Source organism: Psychrobacter sp. 1U2, from assembly GCF_051847575.1.
Window position 1 is genome coordinate 34,395 of the sequence record NZ_JBPYDC010000016.1, and the last position, 20,296, is coordinate 54,690.

Consider the following 20,296-nt stretch of genomic DNA (forward strand, 5'->3'; position numbering starts at 1 on the left):
TTTTTATGATAAAGCTATTGTACTCAGAACTAGCTTATTCAGCGGCAACTTCACCAGTAGCAGACGCAGTACCCGCAGTCGCGGAAACTTGGTTACTATTTGCATCCCAAATTTTTGGATACTTATAACCTGGGAAGCTCTCGTGCGCGTACTTTTTGAAAGCCTCAGAATTGTAGGCTTCTGTCACATCTTTAACCCACTTCTTATCGACGTCGGCTGATTTAATCGCTGACCAATTGACATAGTTAAAGCTTGGCTCTTGGAATAAAGCTTCGGTCAATTCGATACCGGCATCGGTCGCATAGTTACCATTGATAACCGCGAAGTCCACTTCATCACGCGCGCGTGGCAGCTGCGCGGCTTCTAATTCAATGATATCGATATTATATTTGCTATTATCAGCGATATCTGTTTTGGCTGCGGTTAGTGGATCGATATCGTCTTTTAAAGTAATCCAGCCTAGATCATCCATCATGACTAGCGCACGAGCAAAGTTGCTCGGATCGTTCGGCGCTGAAACGCTCATGCCTTTATAAGCTTCTTGTAGATCATTCTTTTTACCTGAATAAATCCCTAGCGGCGCAGTTGGCACCTGAAAGACTTCTACCAGATCTAAATTGTTTTCAGTCTTAAACGTATCGAGATAAGGCTTGTGCTGAAAGATATTGATATCTAGGTCGCCATCAGCCAAAGCTAAGTTAGGACGCACATAGTCAGTAAAGGTAATCAGCTCAACTTCATAGCCTTGCTCTTCTAGCGAACCTTTGACTTGGTTGCGTACCATGTCCGCAAAGTCGCCTTCGGTGGTGCCGATGACAATTTTGCTATGCTCAGGATCGATGTCGGTTGCCGCCGCAGTCTCGTTAGTTGGGGCTTCTTTGGTCGCTTCTGGCGCTGATGAATTGTTACAGCCAACTAATACTAAACTTGAAACGCCGACAGTGGCAAGTCCAAGCGCTAATTGACGGCTGATATCTGTTAACTTCATAAATTATCCTTAATAAAAATGCATTAAATGTCACGGCTTATCAATCAGCCATTAAAAAAGAATGATTAGAGTAGAATCTGTTGGACGTTCACAGCAAGGCAATGCTGCTAAATAACGTGCGAATAAAAAGAGCACAAAAGTAACTTTAGTACTGTATAAAGTCAAGCCTTTTGCTTATGAGTAATTTGCATCAAAAGCGGCGTATTATTCATAAGCTCGTATTAAGCAGTGAGAGTCGATAGGTCCATTCTATCGGTATTAGCGCTAACAATAGCATCTTGATAAGAAGGTCTGAGATTAACGCTTATCTAAACGCGTCGCGAGCCAGTTACCAAAAGCTTGAATGGAGATGACCATCACAGAGAGCATAATAACGATAAACACCATGACTTCAGTCTGATAGCGATAGTAACCGTAACGAATAGCTAAGTCGCCCAAACCGCCACCGCCAATCATACCAGCCGCTGCAGAGTACGAAAGTAGGCTGATACACAGGATAGTCACCGATAGCACTAATCCTGAGCGTGCCTCATTAAGGAGTACTTTTATAATAGTAAAGGGGCGAGCGCCCATAGATTCAGTGGCTTCAATAATACCTCGCGGGACTTCGCGCAAGTTTTGTTCGACCAAGCGCGCAAAGTAAAAGGAGCCGGCAATAGCCAGCACTAAGGAGGCCGCAATTGGACCGATACCTGTGCCAACGATAGCTTTAGTAAAAGGACTCATCGCAATCATCAAAATCACAAAGGGAAAGGCACGCATAAAGTTAGTGACGCCACCAAGCACAGCGTACAGCGCTTTATTCTGTAAAAATTGCCGGTCACTAGACAAAAATAAAAATATCCCGAATAGACCACCAATAGTAACCGCAGCGGTAGTAGAGATACCGAGCATGATAAAAGTATCGAGGGTAGCCTGCCAGATCTCTTTTTTTAGAGTCAGCAATTTATCAATCGAGGCGGATAATTCAGCACCAGTCAACATATCTATTTCTCTTGCCTTATCAGGTTATCTCTAATCTTCGTGGACTAAGCCTTGGCCTATCGGAGTGGTGGCTTGAATCAGACCGTCTTGGACTTGGGCAACTTCAAGTAACTGCCCCTCGTGCAGTAGGGCAGCACGATCACACAATCTACGAATGACGCTCATCTCATGGGTAACAATGACAATAGTCACCCCAAGCTGCTGATTGATATCACGCAGACAGGTGAGTAAGCTACGCGTTGTTGCTGGGTCGAGCGCGCTAGTGGGCTCATCGGCAAGCAGTACTTTGGGACTAGGGGCGATTGCGCGGGCGATACCTACGCGCTGCTTTTGACCGCCGGAGAGCTGCGCAGGATAGTGATTAACGCGGTCTGTGAGATCAACAATCTCTAAGCATTCCATAACGCGTTTGTGAATATCACGACTGGGATATCCTGATACGGTTAGATTAAACGCCACATTGTCAAAGACCGTGCGATTAGACATCAGATTAAACTGCTGAAAGATCATACCGATATTATGACGAGCAATCCGTAAGTCGCTAGCCGTTAAAGTGGTTAAGTCAGTACCATCGATGATAACTTGCCCGCTATCGGGGCGCTCGAGCATATTAATCAGACGTAATAAGGTCGATTTTCCCGCACCTGAATAGCCCATGAGACCGAAGATCTCACCTTGTTTGACTGTCAAAGAGGTCGGCTCAACAGCAGTAAACCAATGCGCTTTACCATCCGCCCCTTTTATGGAGCGGTCGCTCATAAAGCTTTTAGTCACATCATTTAGGACGATCATGTCACTCATGGAATGCTCAAAATTTGATAGAGAATAAAGTAAATAAGGACTAGCGTTAACGATAGAATAAGGGGCGGTAATATAGCACATTATTGAATGGTATGGCACAGGCAATTGTCAATCGAGCAGTACAAATAGGGTGGATAATCTAGATGAGCGACAAGGCGAAGCAAACGCTGTCAAGCTCACAATAAAGCGGCAGCGGTTTTGAATGTTTAAGGTAGACGAATTTTACAAACAAGCATTAGCTTTGCAAATCAGCGATTGGAGTTAGGTTGTACGCTTTGACTTTCTTTATAGCTATAATGCGGATCATGCTTGACCGGTATCACGACTAAGAATCGAGTATGGCCATTAACCGTATCCGTCAAGATACGGCCTTGATGTGCGGTGACGATTTGTGAGACTAGCGATAGCCCTAAACCTGAGCCTTTTTTCTTCTGTTGCAAACGGACAAAAGGACTAAAGATCTCTTCGCGCTTGTCTTCGGGAATACCTGAGCCTTCATCAATTACCGCAAGAACAGCGTATTTAGGCGCGGGGCGCACGGGCTCGGCTTTAGCTTTTTTGAGGTGCTTTTTGAATAAACCTTCTTTTTTTGGAGCTGTTGTCGTTTCGTTCTTATGCTCATCAGTGTCTGCTTTTACCTCCGACTTATCGTTAACATTCGCTTCTTTTGGAGAGGTGATGTTAGCGGTTGGATGGTCAGAGTCAGCAGTAAGCTTCACATTATGGTGACTTAACTTCTTAGTTTCATTAGTCTCAGAGGCTTCATTGGTCCCATTGGCATTGCTAGTAGAGAGCTGCTTAGGGATGGCTTGCCAAGTGGCTTGTTTAATACCATTTATCTGCTCGGCTGTAAGTATAGGGTAGCGAGCAGTGTAAATGCTATCTGTAATAAGCGAATGAGTGAGTATTGAGTTCTGTTTGAGACTTTGCGTTAAGGCATCTGTTGCCTCGTTAGTGGTTACATTAGTGTTTATATCAGTGACCCCGTTAGGGTCTACAGACTGCTCGTCATCATTGACAAGATCAATACTGATACTCTCGCCGTTACGATAAATCGGCGGCAAAGGTACTGGCGTATCTTGGTTTTCTGCTGAGTTACTAAAAGTACTATCTTTAACAGGCGCGGTCATAAACAGATCAAGCTCATTATTTAAGGGCTGATGGCTATCGTCTAACGTCTCATAATCTTTGTACTCTAAGTTATCATAATCAGCAAAGCTACTAGTGAGCACTGATTGCAGTAGATAGTCCGGTACGTTACCCGCTTCTTCGATCTGCTGTACACCATACAGAAATACCGTAACAGGAGGGGTGCCGTGTAGCATCGCATTATTGAGTAGATTGCGGATCAAATGAGTTAGCATCGCCGATTGACCATCGATGATTAGATGTTCGCCAATCAAAGTAGCTTCAGAATAATGCTGACGCTCCTGATTGATCAAATCATACAGATCTAGACGCTCAACTTGCTGCAGCACATGACCGGCGTCCAAGCGACTGACCAATAAGATACTCTCAACCAAATCATTAAGACCTGATAGATCGCGGTTGATGGCTTGCGCGCGTTTGTCGAATTTCTCTTTGGTGTCTTGAGGCATAACGTTGGCGAGCATATCCATCATTTCGATCTGCAAACGGATACGGGTAATCGGGGTGCGCAGTTCGTGTGAAGCATGCGCTAATAGTAAGTTATTAGCATTGATGAGATGCTCAATCTTTTGCGCCGCTTGATTGAAACCATGAGCGAGGGAGGCAATCTCGTCATTACCGCGAGCATTGACCCGTACGCTAAAGTCGCCGTCACCCAACTCAATCATTTGCTGGCTTAACTGGTTGATTCGCCAAGTCATCGTCCGCGCAATCCACCAAAGAACCCCTGCCATAATCAGCAGTAGCAGCAGTGTTCCTGTAAACAAATTAAGGACAGCGGAGAGTACCGGTTTTTTGGGCGGTAAGCGCGACTCATATAACAAGGTATAGCCCGTACTACTGTAGACTTGCGCTTGCTGATTAGTCGGCGTGTCAGAAAAGGAGGGGAAAACGCGAGTCATCAGTGATGGCTCATCAGGCAGCAGTAACGGCAAGTCGCTGTTGTCGGTCTGCATCAACAGATGACCTTCGTTATCATATAAGCCCATTTTCGCCTGTAAGGACTCATCGAAGATATCAAAGCTTTTTTTGACGACCGCTAGCATAAAGCGCGCTTGCAGACGATTATCCTTGCTAACAGCAACATTCAAATCATTTAAAAAAGGATCTATCTGCCCAAGGATTTGCGTCGCTAAAACTTCCGAGCGGATACCCGCATCTTTATCGTGTACTAGCTGCGTCAAAAGCACCATAGCGACTGCAAACAAGATAAGTGCCAGCATGACACTGGCAAATAACTTGGCAAAAACAGAGCGAAAACCGAGCTGCTGCATTAAAGAGTCTCTACTATCAGGCACGTATTTGTTATATGCGTATGAGCACTAGCATACTAGATACTAGTATGCTAAGCACTATCATACCTGATCAGTGGCAAATTGATAGCCAACGCCGCGTACCGTGATGATGCGTTTGGGCTGGCGTGGATTATCTTCGATCAAAGCTCGCAGGCGCGAGATATGCACATCAATGGCGCGATCGATATTATCAGAGCTGTCATCATTGGGCATCGCTTGCCAGAGCTGCTCACGATTTAAAACCTTACCTGAATGAGTGGCAAAATAATGCAACAATTGGAACTGATGCGTCGTCAAGCGCACTGGTTGATCGTCGATAGTCACTTCATGGCTATCGGGAAAAACGCTCAAACGGCCAAAGGTCAAGCTATCTGACTGGCTATCTGCTTGGTTTGGCTGCTCATGGCGACGAATCACTGCACGAATACGAGCTAACAGCTCACGAGGCTCGAATGGTTTGGCAATGTAATCATCAGCGCCCATCTCTAGCCCTAAGACGCGATCGGTTGTATCGCCTTTTGCAGTAAGCATAATAATAGGTACCTTATTGGTCATATTATTTTTACCGCGGATCTTCTGACAGACTTGCATACCATCCATATCCGGTAGCATAAGATCAAGCACGACCAAGTCAATGTCGCGCTCTTTGGTGTCTAAAATATCTAAGCCTTCTTGACCGAGACCAGCATGATGGACATCGTAATAGTTCATCGTTAAATAATCGCTGATAAGCTCAGCCAAATCTGGATCATCTTCTATTAATAAAATCTGTTTACTCATGGTTCATCTCCTAAAAATACTTCCAGTGATAGATATTTGGATAAATAGTTTCCATCATCTTAATAAGTACTATTTTATAAGGGCTACGTCGTTATTATTTATATTTAGCTTTTTAGTGCTTTCTAGATTTAGCGCTATTGGTAAATAGTAGGCTTTGCGCTTAGCCTTTTTATGCCGAACGTTTATATCCATTTATCAGTTTGCCAAAAAAGCACCTGAGCAAACAAGACGCGCTTTGTTAATATTTCTACACAATGTAACTGCCTATTTAAAAACTTAGTAGCTATTTAAGACCGTAGAAGCGCTAAAACAACAAGGAATCAAATTCGCGTCAGCGAAGCGGTTTCAACGAGAGCCACGTTAACGAAAGTAGTGCGATAAAATTATTCTGCAGTTATAGCGTTAAGAGATAACCACTTTTTTACCTGCCGATTCAACGGGCAAATCAGCCAAACAGATTAGACTGTCGTTATTGACTCCAGCAATCAGGTACTGCTCTGTGTCTGGATTATATTCAATTATCTCGATAGGCTGGCGAGTCAAGCGCTGATCTTGTTTAATAATCCAAACGTTTGCGGTAAGCGGTGCTAAAGGCTGATAAGGAGGTCGTTTTAAAGCGCTCAGATCAGCATCATGTATGGCGAGCTCGGGCACGATAGTACCTACCGCTATTTGTCCATAATTAACGCGGCCTGTAGCAATCATACCTACTTTAAGACCACCTTCACGGCTGGCATCGTTCTTTAACACTTGCACATGAACTTTTAGTTGGTTCGGGTTGTCGCCAACGCTAAGCTTACTGATTTGGCCAGTATATTTTTTGGCATTATTATCAGTACTGAAGTTGACGGTCTGACCGACAGAAAGCTGCGGTTCAGACTGAATAGGTAAAGTTGCAATGAACTGCAAATGAGTGTTATCCGCTAAAGATAAGAGCGCCGTACCGGCTGCAAGCTTATCGCCATTAGCCACAGGCAGCTTATTCACTCGTCCGGCAAAACTGGTCCGAACAATGATAGTGGCGTCTTGCGCTTTTGTCTCTGTGTCTTGTTGTGATTCTGATTGTGTTTTTAAGGCAGGCTGTGGACTGGTTTGCTTAGCGGCTTGCTCAATATTCTGTGCTTGCTGATTATCAGCGCTATCGCTACTTGCGCTATCGCGGCTCGTATTGTCATTTATATTTTCATTGATACTGTTATTTATATTATTACTTGCAATATCATCAGCTTGCTGCTCAGCTTTGTTATTACTAGGCAACGACTCAGCACTGTTAGCAGTTTTATCTTCATTGCTAGCCTGCGGCGCTAAGATAAATAGTGGCGAACCTTCTTCTACCCACTGTCCTTGTTGAACCAGCACCTTTTGTACGGTTACTGCTTTGGCAGTGACAAATCTAGACTGCCTGAGAGGTTCTATCTCACCTTGTAAACCAAGACTTGGCTGATAGCGTGAAGACTTGAGGTTTAAGATGCTATCGGAAGATAAGGTAACGGTCTCATCGCTGACGAGAAAAGATAAATCTGCGTCCTCGGTCATTGTGTCGGCTTGTGCTATCGCAGATTGACTCGTATCTTCGGGCGGTTGGCAAGCTATTAGCAGCCATACACTGATTAATAAAGCAGTATTTTTGTTATAAAAAAGACGTATCATATCAGTCACCGTGGACAGCAAATAGCTAAGTTAGAAGGAATATAGCCATATTTTAGGGTAAAGTGTCTAAAAAGTGACTTGAGCGGTTTTATTAATTGCAAATGAATCTTGTATTGTTACTACTTTGTTTAGTATATTATTAAAATAATGATAACTTTCGTCTTATATAGGTAACTTATCTTACACAATTATAGTAATACTGTTAGGTTGCCGTCATATTGCAACCGTTGGTTTTTAAATTGAGTTTTAAGGGTTATGCGGCTGATATGGTTCTAATTATAAACAAAATAACAAACTAACAAACTAGATAATAGTAGAAGCATAATAAGACAAAGTATTAGCTATTTATAGTACCTTAGCTATGGATAGTAAATTTAAAGTTTATAGGATAGTGAGAATGGATAGTAATTTTGAAGGGCTAACCGTGATGGTGATTGACGATTCAAAAACCATGCGCCGTACCGCAGAGACCTTGTTAAAAAAAGCAGGCTGCGAGGTGATTACAGCTATTGATGGCTTTGATGCCTTAGCAAAGATTGTGGATAACAATCCAGATATTATCTTTGTTGATATTATGATGCCGCGCTTAGATGGTTATCAGACTTGTGCTTTGATAAAAAATAATCCTAATTATGCCGATAAGCCTGTCATTATGCTGTCATCAAAAGATGGGTTATTTGATAAAGCTCGCGGGCGTATTGTTGGCTCTGATGAGTATTTGACGAAGCCCTTTAGTAAAGACGAGCTATTTGAGGCTATCAGTCATTATCGCTAATCGTTTTTATATTTTATAGGCTATACTCGCTACTCGTTTTGGCATATTTTTATAATAGATCCTACGGATACTTACTACAAAGGAAACAATCATGACCACTGTTTTAGTCATTGATGACTCGCCGTCTGAGATGGCAAAATTTCGCGATATATTGGCTAAAAATAACTTTCAGGTGATAGAGGCTACCAATGGTATCGAAGGCTATCAGATGGCTACCGAACATGTACCAGATGTGATTTTGATGGACGTCGTCATGCCTGAAATGAATGGTTTTCAGGCCACTCGTAAAATCACTCGCGATCGTACTACCAAACACATCCCAGTGGTAATTATCAGCACCAAAAGTCAGGAAACAGACAGAGTATGGGGTAAGCGTCAAGGCGCTACTGAGTATCTGACCAAGCCTATCAACGAGCTTGAGCTTATGCGCATTATTCGTAAAGTTATGGGGTAAATTGTGGCTTCTAGAGGGTTTATTGAGCTTTTGCGTCTGGCTGATTTGGCTAATGCACGCAGCAGCGGTCGTCAGGGTAGAAAAGACTATGACTGGCGCGGAGTAGTCTTTGAGAGCAGTGGTCAGCGTTTGGTTGCGCCTCTAGGCGAGGTGGCGGAGATACTGACTATGCCCGAATATACGAGTATGCCGTTAGTTCAGCCTTGGCTGCTTGGTATTGCTAATGTACGTGGCCGATTGTTACCACTGACGGATTTGGCAAAGTTCTTACAGACACCGAGCACCTCGGCTCAAGACAGCTCAAGAAAGGTATTGGTCATCGATCATCATACGGTGTTCTCAGGTCTCATTGTCGACAAAGTCTTAGGCATTGAGCAGTTCACCCAGGATCAATACCGCCCTGAAGCCTTACCTAGTGATTCGGCTTTTGCGCCTTATAATCATGGTAAGTTTCTTAAAGATGATGAAGATTGGTTTGTTTTTATGCCAAGCTTACTGGCGCAAGACAAGCGCTATATAGATGCCGCTATATAAGTAAAGAGTAAATCCTGCACGTACAATTAGTCAATTCAGTCATGATATAACTTAGACCACTGTTTGAAAGGAATAAGCACGATGAGTGATGTTATAAAAAGTCCTAGTACTGGTGTCAGTAACCAAACACCAGCTGTAAAAGATGCTGCAAGCAAGTGGAGAGTTGTATTAGCCGTTTTTGCTTTAGTGAGTGTGGCCTGTTTGATATGGCTTGTCAGCTCACTGGCGTCAATCAGCCAATATGTGAATGATTTTAATCAGCTGATATCTTTGCCCGCTGTTATCTTTATAGTAGCGCTGGTTGGAGCAGCTTACGCTTTGTCACGGCTGCTTAAAGAACGAGGTGCTAACGAACGCTTATTGATTGAACAAGAAACACTGCGCCGTCGTCAAGAAGCCAATATCGAATCAGAACGCTCAAGCCAAATCCAAGAAGAGAATGAGCGTAACCAGATGGCTATTTTGCGCCTGCTTGATGAGCTCGCTGACTTGGCAGATGGTGACTTGACCGTTAATGCTACGGTCTCAGAGGATTTTACTGGAGCGATTGCTGACTCCGTTAACTTTGCCATTGAGCAGTTACGTGAGCTGGTACTGGTTATTAACGAGACAGCGGATAGGGTAACAAACTCTACCGAACAAACTCAGGTTAACGCCGTAGAGTTGGTAGAAGCTTCTGAAAATCAAACACAAGAGATTGCTAGTGTCTCTAAAGCTATCAGTGAGATGACCGTCTCAATTGACCAAGTTTCTGACAACGCTACTGAGTCGGCAAATGTTGCCCAGCGCTCGGTTGCGATTGCTCATAATGGTGCTGAAGTGGTTCAGCGTTCGATAGAAGGTATGAACGTCATTCGGGATCAGATTCAAGAAACCTCTAAACGTATTAAGCGTTTGGGTGAGTCCTCGCAAGAGATTGGCGATATCGTTAGCTTGATTAATGATATTGCTGATCAAACGAACGTTTTGGCATTGAACGCCGCTATTCAGGCATCGATGGCAGGGGAAGCCGGACGAGGTTTTGCGGTTGTTGCCGATGAAGTACAGCGTCTAGCAGAGCGCTCAGCCAACGCCACCAAACAGATCAAAACCTTGGTCAATACCATTCAGGCCGATACCAGTGAAGCGGTAACCTCAATGGAATCAACGACCTCCGAGGTAGTACGCGGCGCTCGCTTAGCAAAAGATGCGGGTGAGGCTCTAGAAGAAGTACAAAAAGTATCGAACACTTTGGCCGATCTTATCGAAAGCATCTCTAATACTGCACAGCAGCAGGCTGCCTCTGCCGGTCAGATTTCTAACACCATGACGATTATTCAAGGTATTACTTCACAAACCTCCTCAGGTACGATGGCAACCGCGCGCTCAGTCGGTGAGCTAAATGAGATGGCAGCCGCCTTGCAAGAGTCAGTCACTGGTTTCAAAGTCTCTAATGATGACGAGCATTTTGAGGATGTCGAAGAGATTGTTTAATGCCTTATTGGCGTTAAATGGCACTACCGACATTTGGTATTTAGAGCACTACTGAGGTTAAAAGATGAGTCACAACTTATCGTTATCGAGCGATAGCTATAACGGCTTTGGTCATTATAGTTATGGTCTGATAATGAGTCTTTGTGGCTTAGCCGCTGTCAGTCAGTCAATACTTGATAAGACTCGCAATATAAACGATTTGGGACCACCTTATGAAAAACCAGCCTAATGATATCGCGGCGCTAGGATCATTGCTGCCTTTGTCGAAAGAGCAATTATCACAGCTGTCTGATGGCTGGCAGAGCAGCACGGATGCTACTGCTGAGCAAATCACCCAATTTTATAAGACGATTAGCTCTTTTTTGACTGAGGCTAATGCGCCTAACTATCTTCCTGAATACTCGCCAACTGAACCCCTACAGCCGAAACACTATCAGCAATTATTGGCTGGATGGCGTCAGCAAGTACAGCAGCTATTAAATACCAACACTAACGAAACTGAAGCTCTAACTGCGCTTGCCAAGGCTTGTCATTATTTATGGCAAGGCGTTGATTTATCTGAAGACAATTATAGTAAACAGCAGCGCTTATGGTACTTAGCGGAGCTTTGGCTACATAATTTAGCTCATAACCAATCACCCTTACCACAAGACTATGTGCCACTATTATCAGGATTAGATCAGCTGCTTGAGACGAGCTATCAGCAGACCATCGGTCAACAAGACAAAGACGCTAGCGCAGTAGAAGACTTAGACAATCGCTCTTTTGATGATTTACTCGATAAGCTATTGGCGATGGTTTATATTAATATGAGCTCTCTTGCTACACTAGATGACTCATCGCGCGCGCTGATCGAGAGATTGTCCGCGCAAATGACTGAAACGTATAACGTTAAGAGCACTGATGCTAGTGTTGGTGTGGCTAATACTGATGCTGCTAATGCTAATCAAGACCGCTTCGACGACAGTGATGCAGTAGCCTTGACAGCTTGGCAAACGGCGAGAGCGCAAGTGCAGCCTGATGTTTTCGATATGAATGAAGAGATCCGTCAGATCTTTATAGAGGAAGCCACAGAGAGTTTGGCAGAATTAACGAAGTTATTACCTGTTTGGCAACAAGATATCCATGACTTAACGCCATTAACAGCGATACATCATAACTTTTATACCCTCAAAGGCTCAGGAAGGATGATTGGCGCTTTTAGCATCAGTGAGACGGCGTGCGCTATTGAAAATATACTGATTCATCTACTAGACCAGTCTTTGCCGGTTAATGATGAAGTCTTCAGCTTAATGGCCCAGGTGGTAGAGCAGCTACCGACTTTGATTACCAACTTTAGCGCCGCACAGCCGCCACAACTCGATCCTGCTCTGATTATTTTACAAAGCCATAACTTACTCGCCGGCTTGCCGTTATCTCATGGTATGGAAGCGCAAGATGAGCTTAATGAAGCCAGTGTGACAGAGTCGTCTGCTCTTGAGTCAGAGCTGCAATCACAGCAACCAGTGACCGCTGAGGCCGACAAGGTTACCGCCATAGAGGTACCGGCTGTGCTTCTACCTTTTGTAGAAAAAACAGAACAGATGCCTGCAGATACCGATGACGCTGATCCTGATATCAAAGAGATTTTTATAGAAGAGGCTTATGAGGTCTTAGAAGAGATTGTGCCGCTTTACGATCATTGGCAGCTAGACGATACAGAGGTGGCTAGCTTAACCGATATTAGACGCGGCTTTCATACTCTAAAAGGCTCAGGCCGTATGGTAGGTGCTAACTACAGCGCTGAGCTTGCTTGGGCACTAGAGTCTATGCTTAATCGATTCTTGGATAAGAGTCTGACGCCATCGAAAGATATGAAGCAGTTGGTGGCTGATGTGTTAGCCGCTTATCCTGAGATCATTAACACTTTTGCAGAAGGTAGTCAGGACTATCCAGCTATGGTGCCACTATGGATCGCTGCTGCAAACGCTTATAGTCAGCAGTTGGGCGATGAGTTCAGCTATAGTGCGCTATTCCCTCAAGAAGTGCCGGAGGCAAGCGCTGCAGTGACGGATACTGCTATTGATGAGGTCCCGGCAGTAGACAGCCTTGTTATTATGAATGATGTTGATGACAAGAATATTCATAATGATAAGGCTGTTAATGAGGTCAGTAGCGCTGAAACGATGTTAAAAAACATCCACTCTATCAACGATATGATGACCGAAAAACCTATCGTTATAGCAGCACAAAGCAGCGAAGAGCGCGAAATCCTCGATATATTTGTAGAAGAAGCCAAAGAGTTATTGCAGCAAATTGATGACTTTATCAGTATCCATCAACATCAGCCGCAAGTACAGGTCAGTGAAGAGATCGTTAGGGCTTTTCATACTATGCGCGCCGCTTCGGGTTCTAACGCATTGGCAGCCATTAGTGACGTTAGTGCAACTATTGAAAAAAGCTTAGAGCATTTGCAGCAACATGATACTCCACTCAATGCCCAACATATAGAAGCGTTAGCGCAGTCGGTAGCGCTCATCAAAGGCTACCTAAATGCTTATGAAGAAAATGTTCAGCAGCACTCTTCGGCAACGACTACCCAGAGTAAGCAAGACGTAGAGTCTCTACAAGCGATGCTAGATAGCTCAGAAGAGCCGAGTACGCCAACTGATAACGAGTTAAGTATAGAGCAGCTACTAGCATTAGATATCGATACTTTGTTAGATGCGGAATGGCAGTTAGAAGAGGCGTTCACTGAGCTCGGTACAGAGTCGCTTGAGGATTATATCGAGCAAATAGCACAGCAGATTTCACGCTTAGCAAATAGTACTGCCAAGTCGCCGAAATTTACAGCGATACTAACTGCGCTAGCTGATAGTTATAGCTACCTTACTAGCTCACCCCAAGCGAGTAATGATATCCATATTCAAGCTGCATTATTAGCCGCTCATACTCATTTAGTGGCTTTATTCGACTCTTTAGCAGGACGTATGTCGTTCAAAGTAAATCACGCAATACTCGATGACTTGCAAGCGGCTATCAGTAGTCATCGCCAGCATCATGCCGGCGAGCTTGCCGCTACTAGCGAGAATGACGCTGATAATAAAGCGCTGTTATCAGTGTCAACTGAGACTTTGGATGTACAACCTGTCGTCGAAAGCATCTCGGTGGAAGAGTTACAATTAGAGGCCGTCAATACTGATGTTGAGCTATTGGAAATCTTCTTAGAAGAGGCGCAGGAGCTTGATAGCGCTATTGCCCAAACCTTCAATCAGTGGCGTCAAGACGTCACTGATATCAGCACGCTAAAAGTATTGCAGCGTCACTTGCATACCATCAAAGGTGGTGCACGGATGGCAGGTATCCGAAGTATTGGCGATCTGACGCACGCTGCTGAAAGCATCTATGAAGCCTTTATTAATGATAAGGTATCAGCAAGCCTACAGTGGGTCAGTGTCATGCAAATGATACAAGATACCTTGTCGTTACAGCTCGAATACGTCGCGCGTTATCAGCAGTCATTTTGGACTCGTGAGCTCATCGAGCAGCTAAATGAGTTTGAGCAACAAAACGTGCTACCGCAAACAGTCACTCTAAAACTGCCAATTCTAAAGAATCCTGCGCAGACGGTAACGGCTGATAGTGAGGGGCAGGTAGAGCCAACTACCGCCGCTGAGACTATCAGCTTAGAGTCGTTAATAGCGAAATCTTGGTCAAAGGGCTTGCCCGACGCTGATATTTTGGAGGTTTTCTTAGAAGAGGCAGAAGAACTGGTCGAAAACAGTCAAAAATATCTGCAACTATTCTTAAATAATACCAGCGATGTGGCAGCGGTACAGACTCTACAGCGAGACTTGCACACCATCAAAGGTGGCGCGCGTATGGTAGCGGCCAATGGTATCGCTGATCTTGCGCACCAGATGGAAAGCGTCTATGAGTCTTTAGCGATTGGGCGTCGTCCAGCGACCAAGATTATCTCTGAGCTATTGATTAGCTGTCATGATTGGCTAAAGGATGCGGTATTTATCCTCAAACATCACGTTAATCCTCCTATGCCAACGGCGCTGATTAACGCGTTGCAAGACTTTAGCAAAGACACTCTCTCCTCCAAACACGTACCGACTGAGTCTTTACAGACTGAGATTAGCGCGATATTAGCTGTACAAGCTAAACAGCGAGAGGTGCGCGGCGATATGGACATCAGTCAGATGCCGGCTATGTCTGGTAGTTTCGCTGAGCCTGAGCGCAGTATGGATAGTAGCGATGAGATGATCCGTATCTCTGGTAGTCTAGTTGAGCATATGATTAACCTCTCAGGGGAGTCAGCGATCAACCGCGCGCGTATCGATATGGGTATGAGCAGCCTGACTGGCAGCATCGGCGAGATGAGCGCTACGGTCCAGCGTCTAGCTGATCAGCTGCGCCGTATGGAGATTGAGCTTGAGGCCCAGATCTTATCGCAGATTGATGAAGAGTTAATCCAATCTGAAGATTTTGATCCACTCGAGATGGATCAGTACTCCTCACTGAATCAGTTGTCAAAATCATTGTCAGAGTCTGCTTCAGATTTAATCGATATTAATAATACACTGCTCGAAAAAACTCGAGATAACGAAAACTTGCTCTTGCAATTATCTCGTACCCAAACTGAGCTGCAAGATGGTCTGATGAACTCACGAATGGTGCCGTTCCTGCGCCTAAAACCGCGCTTAGATTTAATTGTAAGGCAAACCGCAAATGAGCTGAATAAGTCGGTAGATCTAACGATTATTACCGCGGATGATGAGCTAGATAGAACCATCTTAGAACGTATTACATCGCCTTTAGAGCACATGCTACGTAACGCGGTGGATCATGGCATTGAGAGCCCACAAGAGCGCTTAACGGCAGGTAAAGATCGTAGCGGCCATATTACCTTAGAGGTATTACGTGAAGGTAGTGAGGTGGTCATTCATCTCACTGATGATGGCCGCGGTATCGACGTTAATGAAGTTCGCGAAAAAGCGGTCTTAGAGGGCTTAATCAACCCAAGCGAGTATCAATACACTGATATAGAGGTCATGCAGTACGTCTTTAATGCTGGGGTAACAACCTCAAAACAAGTCACCCAAATCTCTGGCCGCGGAGTCGGCATGGATGTAGTCGCCAGTGAAATCCGCCAGTTAGGCGGAGCCGTCTCTGTTAGCTCTGAGACCGGCGCGGGCACACGCTTTACTATGCGCATACCATTGACAGTAGCGGTCTCTGACGCCTTAGTCGTCCGAGTAGCAGATCGCTATTATGCTATTCCACTGGTCCAAATTGAGAGGGTAGTCCGAGTTAATCCAGAAGCGCTATACGACTATTATCACTCCGCTAAAGAAACCATGCAGATTGAAGATAAAGACTATCGTGTCCGCTATCTTAATGAGTTAATATCGGGTAGTCAGTTCAATGAGCTAATGATGAATACCAACACCAGCTTACCGGTGATTATCGTAAAAAACAGCTCAGGTCAGAACTTAGCCTTACAAGTCGATCAGATTGCCGGCTCTCGTATCGAGGTTGTTGTTAAACCTATGGGACAACAGTTGTCGCACTTAGCAGGAATCTCAGCCGCTACTATTATGGGTAACGGCTCAGTCATGCTGATATTAGATATTATTGCACTATTGCGTCAGTCGACTATTAAAACAGTGACGCCAACTCAAGCTGTCGAGCCAAAGTCTAACCTCGAAGCGGCAGAACGCAAAGCGACTATCTTAGTAGTAGATGATTCTGTAACGGTACGTAAAGTAACTTCTCGGTTCTTAGAGCGCCAAGGTCTAAACGCTGTAGTCGCCAAAGACGGAGTCGACGCTATGGAGATTTTGCAACAATCTACGCCTGATCTGATACTGCTTGATATCGAAATGCCGCGCATGGATGGTTTTGAGGTGGCGACCCAAGTCCGTAATAATCAGCGTTTGCAACAGATACCGATTATCATGATTACTTCGCGTACTGGCGATAAACATCGCACGCGAGCCTTTGAGACTGGTGTTAATGACTATATGGGTAAGCCTTTCCAAGAGAGCGAACTACTAGAAAAAATTCAGGCATTGCTAAGTATAAAAATTGATGACAAGCAACAGGTATAAGGCTTATATCTGCAGCTTTACGATTAAGCATTAGCGATTATAAGCAAAGACAACTTAAGCCTTTGTTAAGCCTCTAAAGACTTAAATGGTCTCTTATTGAGTAACCTTTCTATCTACTGTGAGTGGTGTATGAGTCAGATAAAGAAACATTCGTTCGAAGCCGTTAGTCTATTGACTGCCGCTAACGGTATGCTTGAAGCTACTATTATCCCGGCGATGAATCAACCAGACTGGATAGTACCAAGCTCACTGATACTAGATAGCCTAGATTATATTGGAGATTATAGCGAGGCAGCTCAGAACAGCATCGAGGAGTCTGTTGAGACTTATGCTTGGCAGCAGCAGTCAGTTGCAGTATTTCGTTTGCTAGCTAAAGAGCAAGTGCCAGATACAGTGGTTGTGTTGGAAGGTAATACGGCACAGGAGCGCTTAGCTTTATACACCAAAGGTGAGCTACGCCGTATTGAAGTCAGTATCTCCGAAGTTCAAGATAGCGAGTTACCAAAAGAGTATGAAAAAGATAGCGTCATGGATACAAGCGCAACAGATGACGAGGTAAGCGAAGAGTCAATTACCTCTTATTTGTTTCAGGCGATTATCATTGAAGAGACGGTCTATATCGTACCAGATTTAGACAAAATCGCGTATCAGCGAGTCACTGTCAGCCAGTAGGCCTTTTAAACCTCTCACCTATTTTAATAAGTCTATTTAGAGTTATAGCAGTAAAGACGCTAATAGAGAACTTGAAGGGTTATACATCTGAGAATTGATAAATCTAAAAGCTGATAAAAATAAAGCGCTAACAATAAAGCCCTAAACACTTATGTTTAGGGCTTTATTGTTAGCGCTGCTGCTAATATTTACAGAGTGCTTGTAATAAGTCAGCTAACAAGATCAGCGCTTGTGTTCAGGCAAATTAATATTCATCTCTAACACGTCAAGGCTATCTTCAGAGCGGTGATTGATATTAACATCATCAATCTGAACGCCGTTGACGTATTTATTCACCACTTCTAATATCTCACGTTTCATCTTTTCGATACGGTCTGTGGTTAACCGACTATTCAGGCGGTTTTCACTAGCAACGATTACTTTTAATCGTTCAGTGGCCATGTTGGCACTTCCGGCACTGCGGTTGTCTTCTGTGCCAAATAAACTGCTCCAAAATCCTTTCTTTTTACTCATCCTTAACCCCCAAACCAGCGCTGTAATAAACTCTTTTTCTTCACATCAATATGACGTAGTGGTCGCTCTTCTCCTAAGAAGCGCGCAACAATATCATCATAACATTGACCTGCTACCGAATCGGTATAGTGAATAACCGGCTCACCATGGTTAGAAGCTTCAAGTACAGAATGACTTTCGGGAATGACGCCAAGCAAAGGCACTTTTAGAATGTCGTTCGAGATAGTATCAATGTCCATCATCTCATTAGCTGCCGCGCGCTCAGCATTATAGCGACTAATGATAAGATGCTCGCGTACGGTTCCTTGATTCTCTTCAACTTTCTTAGTGCGGCTTTGCAATATACCGATGATACGATCCGAGTCACGTACTGACGAGATCTCAGGGTTAGTGACGATAACGGCCTCATCGGCATGATACATGGCTAATTGTGCTCCGCGCTCGATACCGGCTGGAGAGTCACAGATAATATAATCAAATTGCTTAGACAGCTCAGCCATAACCTCAGCGACACCTTCATCAGTAAGCGCATCTTTGTCACGAGTTTGACTGGCAGGCAATATATATAAATTTTCAAGTTGCTTGTCTTTGACCAAAGCTTGTGACAAGCGGGCGTTACCGTTGATGACATCAACGAAGTCGTAGACAATACGGTTCTCACAACCCATGATTAAGTCTAAGTTACGCAGGCCGACATCAAAATCAATGACCACTGTCTTATAGCCACGTAATGCTAAACCGGCGGAAAAAGAGGCACTAGTCGTGGTTTTACCGACGCCGCCTTTGCCTGAAGTGATTACAACAATCTTTGCCACAGTGGCACACTCCTATGAATGAATGAAAGCTAGAGTCCATTCTAGACCCTAATAAAACAGCTATTGAATAAATTTTAACTCGCCATGCGCTCACAGTTATCGAAACCATTAGCGATGTTTGAAACTTAAGGTTTATTTACAGTCTGCGCCCGTAACCCTAACATAAATCGATAGAGAGTTACAGTTGCTACCGCTATTGCCCTTTAAGCTATATTAATTCAATGTTTATCAATAGTATATAAAAATAACTACCCATAATGGCGGATTAACAAGGTTATGGTAGCGCAGTTTTGTTACCGTAAACTACCGTTATATTTCTTATGAGTCAATCCTTTCTACCAAAGACTTACTATAGCAAGAACTAGGCGCCATCCATAACCGTAAACACTAATCCTTCACCTTCTACAAAACGCACCTGCACCGATTTGTCGATGATATCTTGAGGTAGGTTGTCACGCAAACAATAAGTACCGGCGACCGAGACTAACGAAGGGTTAAATACTTGGCAGAATATACGAGCATCTTTGTCGCCTGTGGCACCGGCGACCAGGCGCCCTTGAGCACGGCCATACACGTGTAGGCTATTATCAGTGATCGCTTCAGCGCCACTGTTGATACTATTGGTCAAGATTAAGTCGCCGCCAACGTGATTTAGGCTCTGACCTGAGCGGAGCATTTGATCATAAATCATACTGGTGATATGTTCAGTAGGTAGCCAAGATTCGGAGTCTGTCGCTGCTGCGGCTGCACTAGTTTGAGAATCAGGCGTTACCGAATCTGCGTCATTGATAGCACTATTATTAGAGTTATCAGTAGCTTCGACGCGGCTATCGGCTATTGGCTGCGTGGCAGGCTTTTTGACCGGTAAAATCCGTTCAATACGCTTACCGTCAGCGGGAAATATGGCTAGACGCTGCGCGCGCGCTTGCTCTTCGAGTATGCCAGTGACTGCGCCGATAGGCTGTAGCCCCCATGACCATAAAAATTCAACTAAAGCAGGCAAGTCCTGTTCGACACTACTATCGATAATCACGGGTATATTACTAGTTTTATTACTAAGCGTAGTAGCCAGTTGTGCGTCGATCAGGCTCAAGTCGTTAGTATGTAGTTGTAAGCGCGAAAACGTCAGCATTTTGCCATACAAAGTCATAGCAGGAGCAGCCGTTTGACTATTAGTATCCGTCATGGTCATTATATAAATCCTTAAAAGGCTAAGCTTAAAACACTACAGGGTAAGAGTAACAGAGTAAAACGACGTTTATGATGATTGTCAGACATTTACTATTATTAAGCTGACAGTGTACTAAGGGTGGCT

General features: G+C 44.2%; 15 protein-coding genes and 1 pseudogene. 7 read left to right on the top strand and 9 right to left on the bottom strand.

Annotated elements, in window-relative coordinates:
• Nucleotides 1–34: 34 nt before the first annotated feature.
• From ACS8FD_RS08955 to ACS8FD_RS08980, 6 genes are all read right to left on the bottom strand, one after another.
• Complete coding sequence (locus ACS8FD_RS08955) at nt 35–988, bottom strand: MetQ/NlpA family ABC transporter substrate-binding protein (protein WP_439275500.1); 954 nt, start codon at nt 986–988, stop codon at nt 35–37.
• Nucleotides 989–1,285: 297 nt separating this feature from the next.
• Nucleotides 1,286–1,972 (bottom strand): methionine ABC transporter permease, encoded by a 687-nt coding sequence (locus ACS8FD_RS08960; protein ID WP_439275502.1) that lies wholly within the window; start codon nt 1,970–1,972, stop codon nt 1,286–1,288.
• 30 nt (nt 1,973–2,002) lie between these two features.
• Complete coding sequence (locus tag ACS8FD_RS08965) at nt 2,003–2,773, bottom strand: methionine ABC transporter ATP-binding protein (protein ID WP_439275503.1); 771 nt, start codon at nt 2,771–2,773, stop codon at nt 2,003–2,005.
• Between the two features lie 248 nt (nt 2,774–3,021).
• Complete coding sequence (locus ACS8FD_RS08970; protein ID WP_439275504.1) at nt 3,022–5,196, bottom strand: sensor histidine kinase; 2,175 nt, start codon at nt 5,194–5,196, stop codon at nt 3,022–3,024.
• An 81-nt stretch (nt 5,197–5,277) separates the two neighbouring features.
• Nucleotides 5,278–5,997 carry a response regulator transcription factor gene (locus ACS8FD_RS08975; RefSeq protein WP_439275505.1) on the bottom strand — a complete coding sequence of 240 codons (720 nt, stop codon included), beginning with the start codon at nt 5,995–5,997 and terminating at the stop codon, nt 5,278–5,280.
• 402 nt (nt 5,998–6,399) lie between these two features.
• Entirely contained in the window at nt 6,400–7,647 is a 1,248-nt protein-coding gene (locus tag ACS8FD_RS08980; protein WP_439275506.1) for an efflux RND transporter periplasmic adaptor subunit, read from the bottom strand.
• Nucleotides 7,648–8,044: 397 nt separating this feature from the next.
• Here ACS8FD_RS08980 and pilG point away from each other — a divergent pair, with 397 nt between their 5' ends.
• From pilG to ACS8FD_RS09015, 7 genes and pseudogenes are all read left to right on the top strand, one after another.
• On the top strand, nt 8,045–8,422 hold the full coding sequence (pilG, locus tag ACS8FD_RS08985) for a twitching motility response regulator PilG (protein ID WP_025644776.1): 378 nt from the start codon (nt 8,045–8,047) through the stop codon (nt 8,420–8,422).
• A gap of 91 nt (nt 8,423–8,513) precedes the next feature.
• Nucleotides 8,514–8,876: a response regulator gene (locus ACS8FD_RS08990; protein WP_439275507.1), complete on the top strand. Its 363-nt coding sequence runs from the start codon at nt 8,514–8,516 to the stop codon at nt 8,874–8,876.
• 3 nt (nt 8,877–8,879) lie between these two features.
• Nucleotides 8,880–9,410 carry a chemotaxis protein CheW gene (locus ACS8FD_RS08995; protein ID WP_439275508.1) on the top strand — a complete coding sequence of 177 codons (531 nt, stop codon included), beginning with the start codon at nt 8,880–8,882 and terminating at the stop codon, nt 9,408–9,410.
• A gap of 435 nt (nt 9,411–9,845) precedes the next feature.
• A pseudogene (locus ACS8FD_RS09000) lies at nt 9,846–10,883 on the top strand (methyl-accepting chemotaxis protein); the annotation flags it as partial.
• A 64-nt stretch (nt 10,884–10,947) separates the two neighbouring features.
• Nucleotides 10,948–11,112, top strand: a complete 165-nt coding sequence (locus ACS8FD_RS09005) for a hypothetical protein (protein ID WP_439275510.1) — start codon at nt 10,948–10,950, stop codon at nt 11,110–11,112.
• Complete coding sequence (locus ACS8FD_RS09010) at nt 11,096–16,981, top strand: Hpt domain-containing protein (RefSeq protein WP_439275511.1); 5,886 nt, start codon at nt 11,096–11,098, stop codon at nt 16,979–16,981. The genes ACS8FD_RS09005 and ACS8FD_RS09010 overlap by 17 nt, the downstream gene beginning before the upstream one ends.
• Before the next feature lie 129 nt (nt 16,982–17,110).
• The gene (locus ACS8FD_RS09015; RefSeq protein ID WP_439275512.1) at nt 17,111–17,653 is read left to right on the top strand and encodes a hypothetical protein; all 543 of its coding nucleotides are present in this window, start codon (nt 17,111–17,113) and stop codon (nt 17,651–17,653) included.
• Between the two features lie 222 nt (nt 17,654–17,875).
• On the opposite strand, the gene minE is transcribed toward ACS8FD_RS09015, so the two are convergent.
• The 3 genes from minE to minC all read right to left on the bottom strand — a co-directional run bounded on the left by minE (nt 17,876) and on the right by minC (nt 20,173).
• Nucleotides 17,876–18,166 carry a cell division topological specificity factor MinE gene (minE, locus tag ACS8FD_RS09020; protein WP_439275513.1) on the bottom strand — a complete coding sequence of 97 codons (291 nt, stop codon included), beginning with the start codon at nt 18,164–18,166 and terminating at the stop codon, nt 17,876–17,878.
• 2 nt (nt 18,167–18,168) lie between these two features.
• Nucleotides 18,169–18,981, bottom strand: coding sequence for a septum site-determining protein MinD (minD, locus tag ACS8FD_RS09025; protein WP_439275514.1), 813 nt, complete (start codon nt 18,979–18,981; stop codon nt 18,169–18,171).
• 361 nt (nt 18,982–19,342) lie between these two features.
• A complete protein-coding gene (minC, locus tag ACS8FD_RS09030; RefSeq protein ID WP_439275515.1) occupies nt 19,343–20,173 on the bottom strand; it encodes a septum site-determining protein MinC in 831 nt (276 codons plus the stop codon).
• Between the last annotated feature and the right edge of the window lie 123 nt (nt 20,174–20,296).